The organism is Paenibacillus sp. P46E, assembly GCF_001909095.1.
GTDB classification, from domain to species: Bacteria; Bacillota; Bacilli; order Paenibacillales; family Paenibacillaceae; genus Paenibacillus_AQ; species Paenibacillus_AQ helianthi.
In genome coordinates, this window is the sequence record NZ_LVYZ01000062.1 from 40,272 (window position 1) to 56,087 (window position 15,816).

The following is a 15,816-nucleotide window of genomic DNA, read 5'->3' on the forward strand; positions in this document are numbered from 1 at the left end:
TCGATGGAGATGGCAGATTGGAACGAAGATAAAAGTTATTTGTCCATCGTAACAGCCGGTTCGCCGCAGGAGCTTAAGGCAAGGCGTACCGCTTGTCAAAAAGTACTGCTGGAGCAGTTAAACGTTATTCCGATTGAGGAATGGATGTCCCGGGTCAATGATATGCATGACCGGATTGCCGGGACAGCAGTCAACATATGTGAGGTGCAGATGAAGGAGGCGGGCTACGGCCCGCCTCCCTGTGCCTATTCCTTTATTGTATTCGGCAGTGCCGGCAGACAGGAAGCTACAATGTGGAGTGATCAGGATAACGGGCTAATTGTTGAAGGTGAGCCGGATGGACTTAAGAAAAGTTATTTTGAAGCTTTTGGTGTGATGTTAGCTAATATGCTTGAGGAAGTTGGCTATGAGAAATGCGAAGGGAAAGTCATGTGCTCCGAATCCTTGTGGCGCAAGACTCTGCCTGAATGGAAACAGCAGCTGGAAGGCTGGATGAACCAGCTTGAGTGGGAGCCGATCCGTTATCTCATTATCGCTTCAGATATGCGCCATGTGGCCGGGAGTATTGCTTTGTCTAAGGAGTGGCGTGAAGCCTTCCATGCTGGATTTGTGAATAACATGAAGCTGTCTACGGCTGTGCTTCGCAATACAGTCCGTCATAAGGCAACTCTTAATTTACTGGGGCAGGTACTTACAGAGCGTTTTGGTGATTATGCTGGTGGCTTTGACGTTAAGTATGGTGTCTATATTCCTTTGGTCAATATCGTCAGGCATTTGTCGCTGCTGCACGGTGTGTGGGACAGTTCAACATTGAAGCGGCTGGAGCATCTGACAGAGCTGGGGAAGTACGAGCATCTGGAAGATATCCGGCGGGCTTTTTTGACCGCTCTGCGCATGCGTGTGAATACCCCTTATACAGTTCAGGACGGATTATTGTCCAGCAGTGATTATATTGCTGAGAATGATCTGAAGAATAAGCAGCTCATGTCCGCGCTTCGGGAAAGCCTGCTGCTGGTCAGGCGCCTCCACAAGGCCCTGCAGCGCCAGCTACGGTCAGCGGAAAGGAGGCAGTTATGAAGGAGCCGAACAAAGGCGGAGGATTCTGGAACAACCTGAGACAGGGCGGAATGCCATCCGCCATCGCGTCCATAAGGGGCGGGGAAACGGCACAGCAAACCGCGCAGCAAATGGCCTTTATCAGATCACTTATGCGTGAGAAGCGGCGCCCTGAAGTCCTGCATACCCCGCTCTCAGAACTGGAAACGGTAATCTTTGATCTGGAAACGACAGGCTTCTCCCATCAGCATGGTGATGAGATTCTGTCTTTTGGCGCCATTAAGGTCGTAGGGGAAGAAATTAAGGAAGAAGAATGCTTCTATACGCTGGTGAATTGCCAAACCAATATTCCGGAGGATATTACGAAGCTAACCGGGATCTCGGAAGAGATGACTTCCAAAGCACCCTCATTAATGGATGGACTGCATAATTTCATGTCTTTTGTAGGGCAGCAGGTACTGGTCGCACATGGAAGCAATCATGATAAATCATTTTTGAATGCGGCTCTATGGAAAACTTCGAAGGTTCAGCTAACCCACAGAGTGCTGGATACGATGATGCTGGCCCGCTGGCTGGAACCTCACCGCAGCAACTACATGTTGGATGAGCTGCTGGCTATCCATAACATTCCAATCCAGGGGCGTCATAATGCTCTGGAGGATGCTAAAATGACGGCAAAGCTGTGGGTATGCTATATGCGGGAGATTTCACAGAAGAAACAGGTAGAGACCCTGGGGGATCTATACTCCTATCTCAGCAGAGCATGACAGGAGATTGCAGCAGCTTATAGATTAGCTGACCGGAGGGTTTCTGCTGCCGGAGGATTTGAAACCCGTGCAAGCACATAGGCTCCCCGCTCTTCAGACCAGGAGAACCAATCAGATAGATCTGAAATTCTGGCCCAAGTGAAGCCAATCCTTGAATATCTGCGCTGGATGGCCAAGGTGCTGTATGCGGATGGGAATGAAATAAGCCAACGGGCGCCGGCTCAAGATAGAGTGCTCTAATCCATTCTTTCGGATCAGGGACAAAAGTATGCAGCGGGTCAGGCGCTACGTTGCGCAGAGGCAGATACCTGTCAATGCGCATGCCCCCCGCTGCGGCAGTACCCAGCAGTACACCGCATGCTTCATGCGGATAACAGGACAGCAAGTGCTTCCCCAGCGCCTGCTGTATGGAGGTATTCAGCTTAATCGGCTGGATATTTCCCTGGTATGCTGTCACTTGTTCACCCCTCTCTCTTCATAGGGTTTCGTCTTCGACGGAATCCTCTTTTTTTGTTCTTTTTTTTGCAGGTCATAGCTGGTTTGAAACTATGGACATTGGGGGTACAATAGGAGAAAACCATCTCACATGCAAAGGACAAACAACTATGAGAGCGATAAACAAACGTAATATAACGGTGTTAGCCGTCATTGTTTTTTTGGTCTTTCTGGCGGTGGAGCGAATCACAAAATCGGAGCCGGAAGCAGTCCCGGCCATTCAGCAAAGCGCTGAACCGGAAAGTGGAATGAAAGCCGGGCTGGTGGCCCCGGCGTTTTCCCTTCAGGAAGGCGGTAAAATCTATACTGTAGGCGGCTCACGGGATAAGGCGGTACTGCTGAATTTCTGGGCTTCCTGGTGCGATCCCTGCCAGCAGGAGGCTCCGACACTGAATGCATTGGCGCTAAAATACAAAAATGTGCTTGATGTTTACGGGATCAATGTGACCAGCCAGGATTACAAGCCCAATGCGGAGCGTTTTGTCCGGAAATATATGCTGGCTTTTCCCATTATGTATGATCTGAAGGGCGAGGTGTTCGACAAATATAAAGGGATGGTATTCCCCACAAATGTGCTTGTAGATAAAAACGGAGTCGTCTCCGAGGTCATCCTGGGATTTCTGTCTCCAGAAGAACTTGAAAAGAAAATCATCACCCTAACGGGTTCCTGAACAAGCAGGTATCGGTTAGGTGGCAAAGCCCCTCTGCAATACGGGATATTCCCGGCTGCGAGGGGCTTTGTCTGGACTGGTCCATAAAAAACACTTAGCTCACTAGTGATTCACGAGTCCTCTGGGCTCATTGTTTGTTTCGGTATCATTCTTCAGTGAAATCTGCCCCAGAAGCGCATAGCGCATACTGTCTACCAGCGCTTCCCAGCTGGCTTCAATCACATTACTGGATACCCCGACGGTGCTCCAGGTGTTACTGAAATCCTTGGATTCAATCAGTACACGAACCTTTGCCGCTGTCTGATCCTTCTCGTCAAGCACACGCACCTTGTAATCTGAGAGATGCATGTCTTTGAGCTGAGGGAAGTAAGTCAGCAGAGCCTTACGCAATGCGTTGTCCAGTGCGTTAACTGGACCGTTACCCTCAGCAGCAGTATAGAGGTTCTCACCACCGACTCTGAGCTTGACAAAGGCCTCGGAGACCACGGGGCGATCAGCTGTCTTCTCCACAAGCATCTTGAAGGATTCAAAGGTGAACAGTTCGTTTACCTCTCCGGTGGCTTCGCGCAGGAGTAGTTCCAAGGAAGCGTCAGCACCTTCGAACTGGTAGCCCTGATGCTCCAGAGTTTTGATTTTGTCGATCACCTTGCGGGCTTGCTCGCTGCTTGGATCCAGGCTGAGGCCCATATCCTGTGCTTTGGACAGAACATTGCTCTGACCCGCAAGCTCGGAGACAAGCACCCGCTGCTTGTTGCCTACCAGCTCTGGGGCGATATGCTCGTAAGTTCGGGAATCACGCAGGATTGCCGATACATGGATGCCGCCTTTGTGGGCAAATGCAGCATTACCTACATATGGCTGATTGACGGGCAGATTCACATTGGCAACCTCACTGATAAAGTGGGCGGTATTAGTGAGCTGGGGCAAGGAATCACCAGGGATGCAGTGATACCCCATTTTGAGCTGCAGAGTAGGAATAATCGAGCAGAGGTTGGCGTTTCCGCAGCGTTCGCCGTAACCGTTGATCGTTCCTTGTACCTGCCGCGCACCTGCACTGATGGCACTGAGTGTATTTGCGACGGCGAGTTCGCAGTCATTATGGGTATGAATCCCAAGTGAAGCCCCAGGGAGCTTAAGGGCCATGCCGGAGACCATTTCCTGAATCTCATTCGGTAGAGTGCCACCATTTGTATCGCACATTACGAGCCAGTCTGCGCCAGCTTCGCGGGCCGTTGTCAGGACGGCAGAAGCATATTCGGGATTGTTCTTATAACCGTCAAAAAAGTGCTCTGCATCAAAGATGACTTCCAGGCCTTTACGTTTCAGATAGGCAATAGACTCACCGATCATGGCGAGGTTCTCTTCCAGAGTGGTCTGCAGGGCTGTGTGAACATGGAAGTCCCAGGTCTTGCCGACCAGTGTGGCTGCCGGAACACCGGCATTTATCATTCTCTGCAGGTTGTCATCCTGTTCGGTAATGGAATTCTTGCGCCGGGTGCTGCCGAATGCAGTGATTTTGGCATTCAAGTGCAGTTCCTTGACTCTTTTGAAAAACTCAATGTCCTTGTTGTTGCTCCCCGGGATGCCACCTTCAATATAATGAACACCCAGATCATCAAGTTTCTTGGCAATTTTCAGCTTGTCATCCGCCGACAGACTGATGCCTTCACCTTGGGTGCCGTCACGCAACGTCGTATCGAAGATGGAAATGGACTTAGACATGAGAGTCCTCCTAAAAGTTTTGTGAGCAGTACTTCTGAAACGGCTTCAAACAACACTCGCTTCATTAGCAGATGCCTTAAGTTTGAGCATTTGATTCGGTTTGGTGGGCCATAATAGCATACGTTTTAGGTAAATGAATTTTTATATTATAGCATTTTTACGCGGGAATGTAACAAAGAACTTTACAGGAGCCCTGTGTCCGGTTGACCTTGCGCCGGGAGAAGAGGTATGCTGAATTTGACAATGGAAACCCTGAAGATAAGAAGGTAGATATTGTGCAGAATGTGGATCACTATTATCCGGCAAGCGGCAGAGTCATTCTGCATGTGGATATGAATGCTTTTTACTGCTCTGTACATGAGGCAGAAGACCCTGAACAATACAAAGGAAAAGCAACGGCCGTTGCCGGCAGTGTAGAGCTCCGCCGGGGGATCATCGTTACCTGCTCCTATGCTGCGCGCAGACTTGGAATTTCAACGGGTATGCAGGTGCAGAAGGCACTGCGCATTTGTCCTTCGCTTCTATTAATTAAGCCGGATTTTCATCTCTACCGCAAGTACTCCAACGCTTTTATGCAGATCGCATATAGTTATACTCCACTCCTGGAAGCTGTCTCGATCGATGAATGTTATCTCGATATTACCGGTTCACGTCAATTCGGTACGCCTCTAGATATAGCCGAAGCGATCCAGCGGCGAGTTATGGAGGAGCTTGGGCTGCCATGCTCTATCGGTATTGCCCCGAACAAGCTGCTGGCCAAAATTGCTTCCGATCTGAAGAAGCCTAACGGCATTTCTGTGCTGCGGCTGCGGGATGTGCCGAGTGTTTTGTGGGATAAGCCCTGTAATGAAATGTTCGGTATTGGGGGCAAGACGGCGGAGAAGCTGCGTAAGCTTGGAATTTACAGCATTGGTCAACTCGCGGCAGCAGAAGAACGGATGCTCGTGGAGCATTTTGGAGTGATGGGCGCATGGCTGAAGCGGGCGGGGAATGGAATTGATTATGGCGTTGTGAATCCGGAACGGGAGCAAAGCAAGTCCATCGGGCACACTACAACACTTCCGAGTGATGTTGTCGGATTAACTGAAGCGCGGCCGATTCTGCTGAACCTGAGCGACCAGGTGGCAAGGCGGCTGCGGAAGCAGGGACTGGTAGCGTCAGGGGTGCAGCTCACGATCCGCACGCCGGATATGAAGACCATCACGAGATCACGCCAGCTGGAGACGCCTACAGAAAGCGCCGAGGATATTTATAAGACAGCCTGTGACCAGTTTGCCCGGCACTGGAAAGGTGACAAGCCTGTGCGGCTGCTGGGAGTCACGCTGCATGGACTAACCGCCAAGGAGGATTCTGCAATTCAGCTGGATTTGTTCGATTATCAGCGGCAGCCGAAGAAAGAATCGCTCAACCAAACGATGGACATGCTGCGTAACAAGTTCGGAGAGAATGCAGTGCTTACGGCAGGGATGCTCAGCGACAGCCATTCAGCGCGTCTGCGTAACCACAAGGAGCGGGGAACTTCGCTGCAGAAGGACAATCTTCATAAAGTAGACCCTGCGGAGGAGTGAACCATGCCGGGTTCCAACGTCCGATTGGTGTTCCTTATGAAACGGTAAAAATGGAAATGTGCTGAAATTTCATTGATATTGTTTTCTATTTATATTAATATGAGAAAAATAACAGGCTGCTTCAGCAGTCTGTATTGTTCAACGGGAGGCAGAGATAAAATGGCTAAATACACTTGGGTCGAAAAAGATACTTGCATCGCATGTGGTGCTTGTGGCGCGACGGCCCCTGATATTTTTGATTACGATGACGAAGGCCTGGCAGAAGTGATCTACGAAAACGACGGCAACCACGGGGTAACCGCGATTCCTGACGATTTGTTCGATGATCTGCAGGATTCTGCTGACGGATGTCCAACGGACTCCATCAAAATTGCAGACGTGCCTTTTAATAAAGAGGGCTAAAGCCCTCCGGGTTATTCGTATCTGCGCAAAAGATAAGGGTCAGAGCTAAGGTTTACCCTGCTGCTGATCCTTATTATTCCAAAAGGACATCTTTTTGCCGTTATAAATGCGGCTGGAGATGTCTTTTTTTAATACTTCGGCCGATATAGAATATAAAGATTGATTGAAGTACTTCACAATTCGCGGAGGCCCCGATGAAAAACTCGCAGCATCTCAAAGCATATGTTCAACTGCATCCTGAAAACAAGATGGCATGGTACTTGCTTGGTAAGGAATATTATAAAAACGGCCAGCAGGGGAAGGCCAACTATTGTTTCAACCAGGCGGGTGAAGTATATGAAGCCTTTGAGCATAGTAAGGTACCGGCGGATATGCTCCGTGAATATGAGGAGGGTCTCCTTAGAGAGGGCCGGCAGCGGCGCGAATCCAGGCTGCGGATGCGCCGGACATTCCTTGCGCTGATGCTGTTTCTCCTCGTGCTGATCCCCTCTGCGCTGGCCCCTGTGGCAAGCACGGACGAATCCGGAGAGTCCGCCTCGGCTGCTGCTTCCAGTAAGCTGGAAGAGCCGGCGGTTGCGGAACCGTCAAAGGACGCAACTGAAACTTCAGCTCAACCGTCCATGGCTTTTACGGCAACAGGTGAAGATATGGCATCGGCGGGCCAGGCATTGGTGAAGATTATACAGAGCCGGAAGGCTGCTTCTGAAACAGCAGTTCTTGCTATGAAAAAGTCGGGACGCTGGCTGGTCTGGAAGAGTAACCTGCCCCTTGTGGCTACAGTTGAGAAGAGCAAGCAAGGGAAGGCTGTATACCAGTCTTATGACCCGGCTGCCTGTGCCTGTGTACCACCGGAAGCAGGAGGGCTGAAGAAACAGGCGGCGATATGGCAGGATAAACAGGAAGAATTAGCAGCACTTTGGAGCGCCATCCGATCTTATCAGAATAGTAAGGGTACGTTGCCAAAATCGTTAAAGGAGCTGGCCAAACCTTTTCCGGGGAATTATCTCGGGGGGACGACGCCGCTCATGAAGCAGGAATTCAGTGCGCTTCGGGGGGCATTAAATTCGCAGATGCCCCAATCCTCAGCAGGTACGGCTTCACCTGTGCCAACGACGGGAGCGGGTGAAGAAGCAGGGAGTCCGGGTACCAAGACTGGTAAAAGCAAAGAGACGCACCAACCCTTTTTTAGCAGTCCGCTGAAAATTATCGTGGATAAACAAAATCACCGTCTGGCAGTAACCAGCGGCAGTATCATTCTGCGGAATTATGAGGTTGGACTTGGGGGGAACAGGACACCAGAAGGAGAATTTGCGATTACGGATAAGGTGGTCAATCCGAACGGGCATGACAATGGGGAGTTTGGCAGCCGCGGTATGCAGCTTTCGAACACAAATTATGCCATACACGGCACAAATGAGCCGGACAGCATCGGCAAGGATGAGTCTCTGGGGTGTATCCGTATGAAACGCGGGGATGTGGAGGAACTGTTCGCAATGGTACCAATGGGGACGAAGGTCCAGATTAGTAAAGGGGTTCTGCCTGACGGACTGCTGTTGCCTGAGGAACGTTTTCCGTCCGGCACACCGCTAGATCAGACCAACCCCAACAAAGTCTACCATTGGCTGAATTAATTTCCTGCAACAATAAATAGAACAACAATTAGAAGAACCAGCAGCACCAGACTAACACTGATCCATAGTATGGCTTTGCGGTTGACTTCTTCTTTTTTTTGCTGCAGTGTTGGAGGTTTGCGTTTTGTAGACATATTGGCCATCCTTCTTTCTCTATTTATCATTGATTACCCTTACATTGTAATGCGTTTACAACAAAATTACTATACTCTGCATTTCGCACGGAAGCGCCGCCCGGTAAAAAACTTTTCTTTTCCCCCAGAAACAGCTAAAATTAAGAAGAAACCTACAGAATCGGGGAGTCACCTGACCTACTTAAGGATTCCCTTTGAAGGAGCGAGAACGGTGCTGTATCGACATTTAGGCAAACCTATTTTCTTTAAAATGGACCCGGAGAAAGCGCACCATCTCGTCATTAGCGGACTGAACAAATCAGATCTGGTGCCCGGTGGCAATAGTGCGATGCGTCTTATGTACGGCGTTCCCGAGACCGCCGATCTTGCAGTGGATTTATTCGGCCAGCATTTTCCGACTCCAGTGGGACTTGCGGCAGGATTGGATAAGAATGCTGAGGCTGTGGGAGGATTTTCTTCCATTGGCTTTGGATTTATGGAAGTGGGCACGGTGACACCGAAGGGACAACCCGGAAACGACAGTCCGCGGTTATTCCGGCTGCTGCCTGACGAAGCGCTGATCAACCGGATGGGCTTCAACAATGAAGGTGCTGATGCGATGGCACGGCGGCTAAAGGCGCTGGGGAAACGAAGAATTCCGGTCGCGGTGAATATCGGGCGCAACAAAACAACGCCTAATGAATCGGCACATGAGGATTACCGCCAGTGTATCCGTACGCTATATCCGTACGGTGATTTTTTTGTGGTCAATATCAGCTCGCCGAATACGCCGGACCTGCGCAGTCTTCAGCATGGCAGCGAGCTGTCTAATCTTCTTGCACAGGTTAAGGAGGAAATGGAGCTTCAGCACAAACAGAGCGGCATTTCCAAAAGCCTGCTGGTCAAGATCGCGCCAGATGTCAGCGACGGCGAACTGGAATATATGGTACATACAATCGCTGATGCCGGAATGGACGGTGTGATTGCCACCAACACCACACTCAGCCGGGAAGGGCTTAAGAGTGACAAGGCAGGAGAGACAGGGGGGCTCAGCGGCAAGCCGCTACGTGACCGATCCACTGAAATTATAAGCAGGATTTACCGCCAGACAGGAGGTAAGCTGCCGATCATTGGTTCGGGGGGGGTTTTTACCGGCCAGGACGCATATGACAAGATCCGGGCAGGCGCGAGTCTGGTCGAAATTTATACAGCTCTCATCTATGAAGGACCGGAGGTTAACCGCAGAGTGCATGCCGGATTACGGAAGCTGCTGCGGCGGGACGGATTCTCTCATATCCTGGAAGCAGTGGGCGCTGATCATCACTGAAGGATGAATGGACAGGAGGACGAAGGCGATGGACGTCAGGGACTGGGGAACATTTTTACTTCCATATGAACAAACTGTGGAGGAATTGAAGGTTAAATTCAAAACAATGCGTTCGGAGCTCAAGAAAAGAGAAGAGTATACACCGATCGAGTTCGTAACCGGGCGCGTCAAGCGGCTGTCAAGTATACTGGAGAAGGCCAAACGCTTAAATGTAAAAATGGAGGATCTGGAAACGGGGATTGAGGATATTGCCGGCATTCGCATCATGTGCCAGTTCGTGGAGGATATCCGCAGAGTGGCCGAATATATCCGGGCCCGCAAGGATCTTGAGGTTCTTTACGAGAAGGATTACATCACGAACTATAAGGAAAGCGGCTACCGCAGTTTTCATATGATCATTAAATACCCGGTGCAGACAGCCCTGGGGCAAAAGATTGTGCTCGCCGAGATTCAGATCCGTACACTGGCTATGAACTTCTGGGCAACCATTGAGCATTCCCTGAATTACAAATACCGGGAAAGCCTGCCTGATGAAATGCGTCTGCGCCTGAAGACGGCTGCGGAAGCCGCGTCGATACTGGACAGTGAAATGTCCAGTATCCGTGAAGAGATTCTGGAGGCGCAAAAAACCTTCGAGGAAAATTCGAATACAACGACCCAGCTTCTAAAAGCCATACATCAGTTGTACTTCTACCATCTGGTGAATGAAGCCATCGAAAGCCAGGAACGCTTCAATCAGATCTGGCAGGCACAGGATATGGAAGCGATGAAGGACCTGCTGGATCATGTGCGCGAGTTGTTGTCGAATGCCAAGAAGGACAGCCAGCCGGATGGTTTATGAACCGCTGTACCTTGCTTACCTGGTCTATTTCAACCGGGACAGGGATTATTTTGAATGTCATGAGGTACTTGAAGAGCTGTGGCTGGCCAGGAAACGTGATCCGCTATACAAGGCTCTGCTGCAGACTGCAGTAGGTCTGTATCATTTCCGGAACAACAATGTGCGCGGCGGCTTAATGATGCTGAACCGGTCGTATGAGGTGCTGCAGAAGTATCCTGGGGATACTCTGGGTATCAATCTTACCAAGCTGGTCCATGAAGTTAAAGATTATGCCCGTAAGCTAGACTCCTATACGGACCAGCCGTTTGAATATTATGATCTCACGATTGAGCTGATTGACCCGATTCTGGTAGAGGAAGCTACCGCTGCAGGTAGGGAGATTGTACCCAATCGTCCACAGCGCCGCGGTCCGCAGAGACCCATAACTGTCCACCGGAAATAAGAAATTCTGAATAGCAAGACTACCACAGGAGCACCCGCAGGGGTGTTCCTTGATTATTGGAGGAAGGCATCATGGCAGTGCAACTGCCCGGCACCTTTATGCAGCGCATGAAGGAAATGCTGGGACCGGAGTATGAGCAATTTACGGAGTCGTACAAGGAGACTCCTTATGGCGGTATTCGTGCCAATACTTTAAAAATATCGGTGGAGGAGCTGCTCTCTCTCTCCCCCTTTAAACTTGCTCCAATTCCCTGGTGCCCAACCGGGTTCTATACAGAAGAAGGGGCGAGACCCGGCAAACATCCGTATTATCATGCGGGATTGTACTATATTCAGGAGCCAAGTGCGATGGCACCGGTAGAGCTTCTCGGTGTACAACCAGGCGACCATGTGCTTGATTTATGTGCCGCGCCAGGAGGTAAATCTACGCAGATTGCGGCTAAGCTGAAGGGCGAAGGGCTTCTCATCAGCAACGATCTTCACCCGGAGCGGACCAAAGCACTGGCTAAGAACCTGGAGTTGTACGGTGTCCGCAACGGAATCGTACTGAATGAAAGCCCGGAACGGATTGCTGCGGCTTTTCCTGTTTTCTTTGACCGTATTCTGATCGATGCGCCTTGCTCGGGTGAAGGCATGTTCCGCAAGGATGAAGATATGGTCAAGCAGTGGGAGCCTGAAACGCCGTTGAAGTATGCTGCCATGCAGAGAGACATTCTGGATTCAGCCGTAAAAGCGCTGAAGCCGGGGGGAACCGTGGTGTATTCCACTTGTACCTTTGCCACGGAGGAGAACGAAGGAACGATCGGTGAGTTTTTGGCTACTCATCCTGAGTTTTCGCTTGTTACTGTAGGCGGAACAGGTTCCTTTGCAACTGGACTCCAGGGATTGTCCGGAGCTGCCCGGCTATGGCCGCATAAGGTCAAGGGCGAGGGGCATTTTATGGCTGTACTGCGCCATAACGGAAGTCCCTGTTCCCCGGAGGAGACTGCATCCGATCCTGGCCAGGCTGTTGCGGAAAGAACACTTTCCGCCTCCTCGCGGAACAATGGAGGCAAGGGTGAGGCCGCTGCGAAAGCTGGTTCTGCCCGAGAGGTAAGCGGACGGGGCGGCAAAGGGGGACGAACCTCAGGCAAGTTCAGCGGTACTTCATCCGGACGTCAGTCTGAAGGTGGGGGAGAAGAGGCTGCGAGAGCTGCGTATTCCGTATTCGCCGACGACCAGCTCGGCTGGCAGCCATCCGGATTTCCGGTGCTGTTCGGCACTCATTTGTATCTCTCACCGCTGCCCAAGGCTGCACTTGACGGCCTAAAGACGATTCGTCCCGGCTGGTATGCGGGTCATATCCGCAGCGGCAGATTTATTCCAGGACATCCTCTGGCTACTGCGCTGCATCCCTCCGAAAGTATCCGGAGCCTCTCATTATCCAGCGGGAGCAGCGAAGCGGTCTCCTATCTGAAAGGGGAAACATTGTCTATTCCCGAGGAACGCTTGACGGTACGGCCTGGCAAGCCCGCCAAAGGTTACGTTCTTGTCTGTGTCGACGGCTACAGCGCTGGCTGGGGGAAATGGCAGGACGGTATGCTGAAGAATGAATATCCCGCAGGCTGGAGGTGGACGTAAAGAATGAGTGCATCAGGAACTTCTGCAAAAAAACAGCGGATCGATAAAGTATTGTCCCATATGGGCAAAGGTTCACGCAGTGATATCCGCAAACAGGCGAAGCAAGGGATGATTACCGTGAACGGCGCCGTGATTAAAGATAGCGGTTATCATGTTGATCCTTACACCGATAAGATCGAGGTGGGCGGAGAGCCTGTGATTTACCGTGAATTCATCTATCTGATGATGAATAAGCCGTCCGGCGTATTGTCAGCCACAGAGGACAAGCGGGACCGCACAGTGCTGGACCTGCTTAAGCAGGAATATGCACAGTTCGAGCCTTTTCCAGTCGGAAGGTTGGATAAGGATACGGTAGGCTTGCTGCTGCTGACTAATGATGGGCAACTGGCCCATGAGCTGCTCTCGCCCCGCAAGCATGTCCCGAAAACCTATGAGGCTACGGTAGAGGGTGAGGTGGATGCTGCAGATGTGGCAGCTTTTGCCGCAGGTGTTGAGCTTGAGGACGGCTATTTGACTTTGCCTGCACAGCTTACCATTCTGGGAAGGGAACGCGGAAGCAAAACCCTCTCCCAAATTTCACTGACCATTACAGAGGGGAAGTTTCATCAGGTGAAGCGGATGTTTCTCGCGGTAGGCAAAAAGGTGATTTTCTTGAAGCGGGTCTCAATGGGCGGGCTGAAGCTGGATGAGCAACTGGCACCCGGGGCTTGCCGGGAGTTGACTGCTGAAGAACTGGCGCTGCTTAGCGGTGGGGAAACGGAAACATAAGGAAAACCGTGGAGGGTCATCCACGGTTGATTAAGTTAACAGTCCCTGTTAACGGATGTAATATACAATGGTTAGATACAGATAAAGACGAACAAGGATGGTGGGGTATGAAATACAAGCTGATTGCGCTGGATGTGGACGGCACGCTCCTGAATGACGATCACCAGTTGAGCTCTGAAAATAAGGAGGCTATCGCTGAAGTGACAAGGAAGGGCGGGCTGATTGTCCTGTGTACAGGGCGCAGCCCGCAGAATTCGATTCCTTTAATGGAAGAGATGGGACTGGCCGGGTATGTTCTGGGACATAATGGAGCGGCTACGGTGCGTGTAGAGGATCGAGAGGTACTTCATATCTATGGACTGGATGCCCGCGGACTGGACCCGTATATTGAGTACTGCCGTGCCCATGATATTCATTATGATGTGAATACTGCCTTTGACATGTATGTAGACAATGTAGCTAACCTGACCACGGAAGCTAATCATATGTACGAGCATTTTCGGGTGGCACCAGCGACGCTTCCAGCCTGGGAGGATTTTCGCGAGCCGGTTGTCAAGTTTACGGTCTTCACCAAATCGGATATTCTGGACGAAGCCCAGCGGGAATGGAGCACCTGGACGCAGCAGTATAACATTGTGCGCAGCGGGGAGTTTTTCGTAGATTTAATGCATCCGGAAGCTTCCAAGGGCAACGCGCTGATGAATCTGGCTGTACAGCTGGGCATTGCTCAAGAGGATGTTTTGTCCATCGGGAATTATTATAATGATATTTCCATGCTTACATACGCCGGTCTCGGCATTGCTATGGACAATTCACCGCTTGAGGTTAAGGCGGCAGCGGACGCGATTACGGGAACCAATAATAATAATGGCGTACGCGATGCACTTGTGAAGTACTGTTTGTCGTAATAGTAATCAATCATAGGATAGGACTCAGAAGGGTATAGAGTGGAGTGCTTGACGGCTCTGTTTTATGCTCTTTTTGTTGTTTAGAAAAAGTAACTGTTATCCTGCCTGGCTTTAAACATCGGTACTGTTGCGTATTGTGTTGATGGGAGGCGGAATAGATTAATTTCTTAACCCGGCTGTAAAAAACGCTATGGATTTTACTTAATCTATAGGACCGAATTTTTACAGAGGGGGGAATCCGTTTGCAGACCCATGCAACCGTAAGCAAGGACAAAGAGAAAACATCGGGTAGCCATCAACCATATAGCAATCCATTGGCTTTTGTGAAGCCAGCAGCAACGAAGCTGCCGGACCCGGTGGAGATCATCCGGCGTATCCGGCAGAATCCGGCATCCTTAAGCCGGGAAGACAAGCTGGCGCTTCAGCGTACCCTGGGCAACCGGGCCGTGGTTCAGTTGTTATCCAGTTTAAAGGATATTAAGGAAGGTAGTCAGACAAGCGAGGCAGTAGGTGCGAAGCAGGGTGAGCAAGGGCAGGGAATTGCGGGGAATTCCCGGGCTGAGCAGGAGCCTGCTTCTTCGGAAACGGATCCATTGGCACCTTCAGCCACTACGGAGCCGTCTGCAAGTAAGCAGCAGCCCCAGGTGCAAGAACCTGCACTAACGGCACAACCAGTCAGTGCTCAGACTGAGCCGAAGGCCGAGCAGAATGAAAAGTCCGGCATTCGAGCAAAGACTGCCACTACACTCAAAACGTGGGTGAAATCCTTGGCAGGAACTTCTCCTTCCAGCAAAGAAGGTAGCAAGGGGAAAGCAGATGTAGGGCAACTGGCCGGTAAAGAGAAGGTAGAAGCTCCTCAGTCAGCTGAAGAAGAGGCAACGGGTTTAAATAGGCAGATGGGAAAAGAACAGCCGGTGGAAGGTAAGGATGCAAAGGATCCTAAAGAAGCTAAGGAAGGCAAAGAGGCCAAGGCGGAAAAGGAATCGAAGCCGGGTAAGGTAGCTTCGGGGGGACCCGCACCCAATGTAGCCGCGAAGGAGCCTTCGCTCGGAGATGCGTTGGGCGCTTTGGCCGGAGACGGAAAGGAAGAGCCGGCCAAGGCCAAGAAGGTGAACATCCACGGAGAGGATCCCGGACAGATCCTCGATCAGCTGACCCGGGTTCAGCCGACAGAGATGGGGGACGCCTACGCCCAGGCGGTGGATGTTTCTGCTGGGGCTTTCGCGAAGCAGAAGCAGAAGACCCGGCAGGGGTTGCCGGCCATTCCAGCCCCGACAGGGCTGAAAGGCAAAGTCTTTCAAGCCCGGAAAAAGCCAGCGCCACTGAAACACTCCGCACCGGAGGGGTACAGAAGCGAGCGCACCGGCGGGACTGCGACAACGGGGAACCTGGAGCGAATGAACATCGGATCTTCCGGCTCGGAAGGTAATCCCGAAGCCATGTTGGGTGAAATCCGGTCCGCTGCGGCGCAGCCTCCGGGCATCAG

At 51.2% G+C, this 15,816-nt stretch carries 16 protein-coding genes; 13 read left to right on the forward strand and 3 right to left on the reverse strand.

All coding sequences use genetic code 11. The features are described 5' to 3' along the window. The first annotated feature begins 3 nt into the window (after nt 1-3). Together A3849_RS23670 and A3849_RS23675 are read left to right on the forward strand one after the other, a co-directional pair. On the forward strand, nt 4-1,077 hold the full coding sequence (locus A3849_RS23670; RefSeq protein WP_074113609.1) for a DUF294 nucleotidyltransferase-like domain-containing protein: 1,074 nt from the start codon (nt 4-6) through the stop codon (nt 1,075-1,077). Continuing rightward, nucleotides 1,074-1,823, forward strand: coding sequence for an exonuclease domain-containing protein (locus tag A3849_RS23675; protein ID WP_074113595.1), 750 nt, complete (start codon nt 1,074-1,076; stop codon nt 1,821-1,823). The genes A3849_RS23670 and A3849_RS23675 overlap by 4 nt, the downstream gene beginning before the upstream one ends. On the opposite strand, the gene A3849_RS23680 is transcribed toward A3849_RS23675, so the two are convergent. Continuing rightward, nucleotides 1,810-2,280: a M67 family metallopeptidase gene (locus tag A3849_RS23680; protein ID WP_074113596.1), complete on the reverse strand. Its 471-nt coding sequence runs from the start codon at nt 2,278-2,280 to the stop codon at nt 1,810-1,812. The two genes, A3849_RS23675 and A3849_RS23680, sit on opposite strands and share 14 nt — an antisense overlap. A gap of 148 nt (nt 2,281-2,428) precedes the next feature. On the opposite strand from A3849_RS23680, the gene A3849_RS23685 reads away from it, so the two are divergent. Continuing rightward, nucleotides 2,429-2,989: a TlpA family protein disulfide reductase gene (locus A3849_RS23685; protein ID WP_074113597.1), complete on the forward strand. Its 561-nt coding sequence runs from the start codon at nt 2,429-2,431 to the stop codon at nt 2,987-2,989. A gap of 102 nt (nt 2,990-3,091) precedes the next feature. Here A3849_RS23685 and cimA read toward each other — a convergent pair whose 3' ends face one another. After that, on the reverse strand, nt 3,092-4,711 hold the full coding sequence (gene cimA, locus A3849_RS23690; protein ID WP_074113598.1) for a citramalate synthase: 1,620 nt from the start codon (nt 4,709-4,711) through the stop codon (nt 3,092-3,094). A 275-nt stretch (nt 4,712-4,986) separates the two neighbouring features. On the opposite strand from cimA, the gene A3849_RS23695 reads away from it, so the two are divergent. The 3 genes from A3849_RS23695 (at nt 4,987) to A3849_RS23705 (ending at nt 8,312) form a co-directional block, all read left to right on the forward strand. Continuing rightward, nucleotides 4,987-6,279 (forward strand): DNA polymerase IV, encoded by a 1,293-nt coding sequence (locus A3849_RS23695; protein ID WP_074113610.1) that lies wholly within the window; start codon nt 4,987-4,989, stop codon nt 6,277-6,279. Between the two features lie 159 nt (nt 6,280-6,438). Beyond that, complete coding sequence (locus A3849_RS23700; protein WP_074086114.1) at nt 6,439-6,681, forward strand: ferredoxin; 243 nt, start codon at nt 6,439-6,441, stop codon at nt 6,679-6,681. A gap of 194 nt (nt 6,682-6,875) precedes the next feature. Beyond that, nucleotides 6,876-8,312: a L,D-transpeptidase gene (locus A3849_RS23705; protein WP_074113599.1), complete on the forward strand. Its 1,437-nt coding sequence runs from the start codon at nt 6,876-6,878 to the stop codon at nt 8,310-8,312. Here A3849_RS23705 and A3849_RS33080 read toward each other — a convergent pair. Next, nucleotides 8,309-8,446: a hypothetical protein gene (locus tag A3849_RS33080; RefSeq protein WP_167374753.1), complete on the reverse strand. Its 138-nt coding sequence runs from the start codon at nt 8,444-8,446 to the stop codon at nt 8,309-8,311. The two genes, A3849_RS23705 and A3849_RS33080, sit on opposite strands and share 4 nt — an antisense overlap. Nucleotides 8,447-8,657: 211 nt before the next feature. Here A3849_RS33080 and A3849_RS23710 point away from each other — a divergent pair, with 211 nt between their 5' ends. The 7 genes from A3849_RS23710 to A3849_RS23740 form a co-directional block, all read left to right on the forward strand. After that, nucleotides 8,658-9,752: a quinone-dependent dihydroorotate dehydrogenase gene (locus tag A3849_RS23710; RefSeq protein WP_074113611.1), complete on the forward strand. Its 1,095-nt coding sequence runs from the start codon at nt 8,658-8,660 to the stop codon at nt 9,750-9,752. A 28-nt stretch (nt 9,753-9,780) separates the two neighbouring features. Further along, entirely contained in the window at nt 9,781-10,593 is an 813-nt protein-coding gene (yjbM, locus tag A3849_RS23715; protein WP_074113600.1) for a GTP diphosphokinase, read from the forward strand. Next, entirely contained in the window at nt 10,583-11,035 is a 453-nt protein-coding gene (locus A3849_RS23720; RefSeq protein WP_074113601.1) for a DUF309 domain-containing protein, read from the forward strand. Before yjbM ends, A3849_RS23720 begins: the two co-directional genes overlap by 11 nt. 71 nt (nt 11,036-11,106) lie before the next feature. Then, the gene (locus A3849_RS23725; protein WP_074113602.1) at nt 11,107-12,654 is read left to right on the forward strand and encodes an RsmB/NOP family class I SAM-dependent RNA methyltransferase; all 1,548 of its coding nucleotides are present in this window, start codon (nt 11,107-11,109) and stop codon (nt 12,652-12,654) included. Between the two features lie 3 nt (nt 12,655-12,657). After that, complete coding sequence (locus tag A3849_RS23730) at nt 12,658-13,422, forward strand: pseudouridine synthase (protein WP_074113603.1); 765 nt, start codon at nt 12,658-12,660, stop codon at nt 13,420-13,422. Nucleotides 13,423-13,529: 107 nt separating this feature from the next. Next, on the forward strand, nt 13,530-14,330 hold the full coding sequence (locus tag A3849_RS23735) for a Cof-type HAD-IIB family hydrolase (protein ID WP_074113604.1): 801 nt from the start codon (nt 13,530-13,532) through the stop codon (nt 14,328-14,330). A 242-nt stretch (nt 14,331-14,572) separates the two neighbouring features. Continuing rightward, nucleotides 14,573-15,816 (forward strand): prolipoprotein diacylglyceryl transferase (locus tag A3849_RS23740; protein ID WP_483874380.1); only part of this gene is annotated, 1,244 nt, incomplete at its 3' end.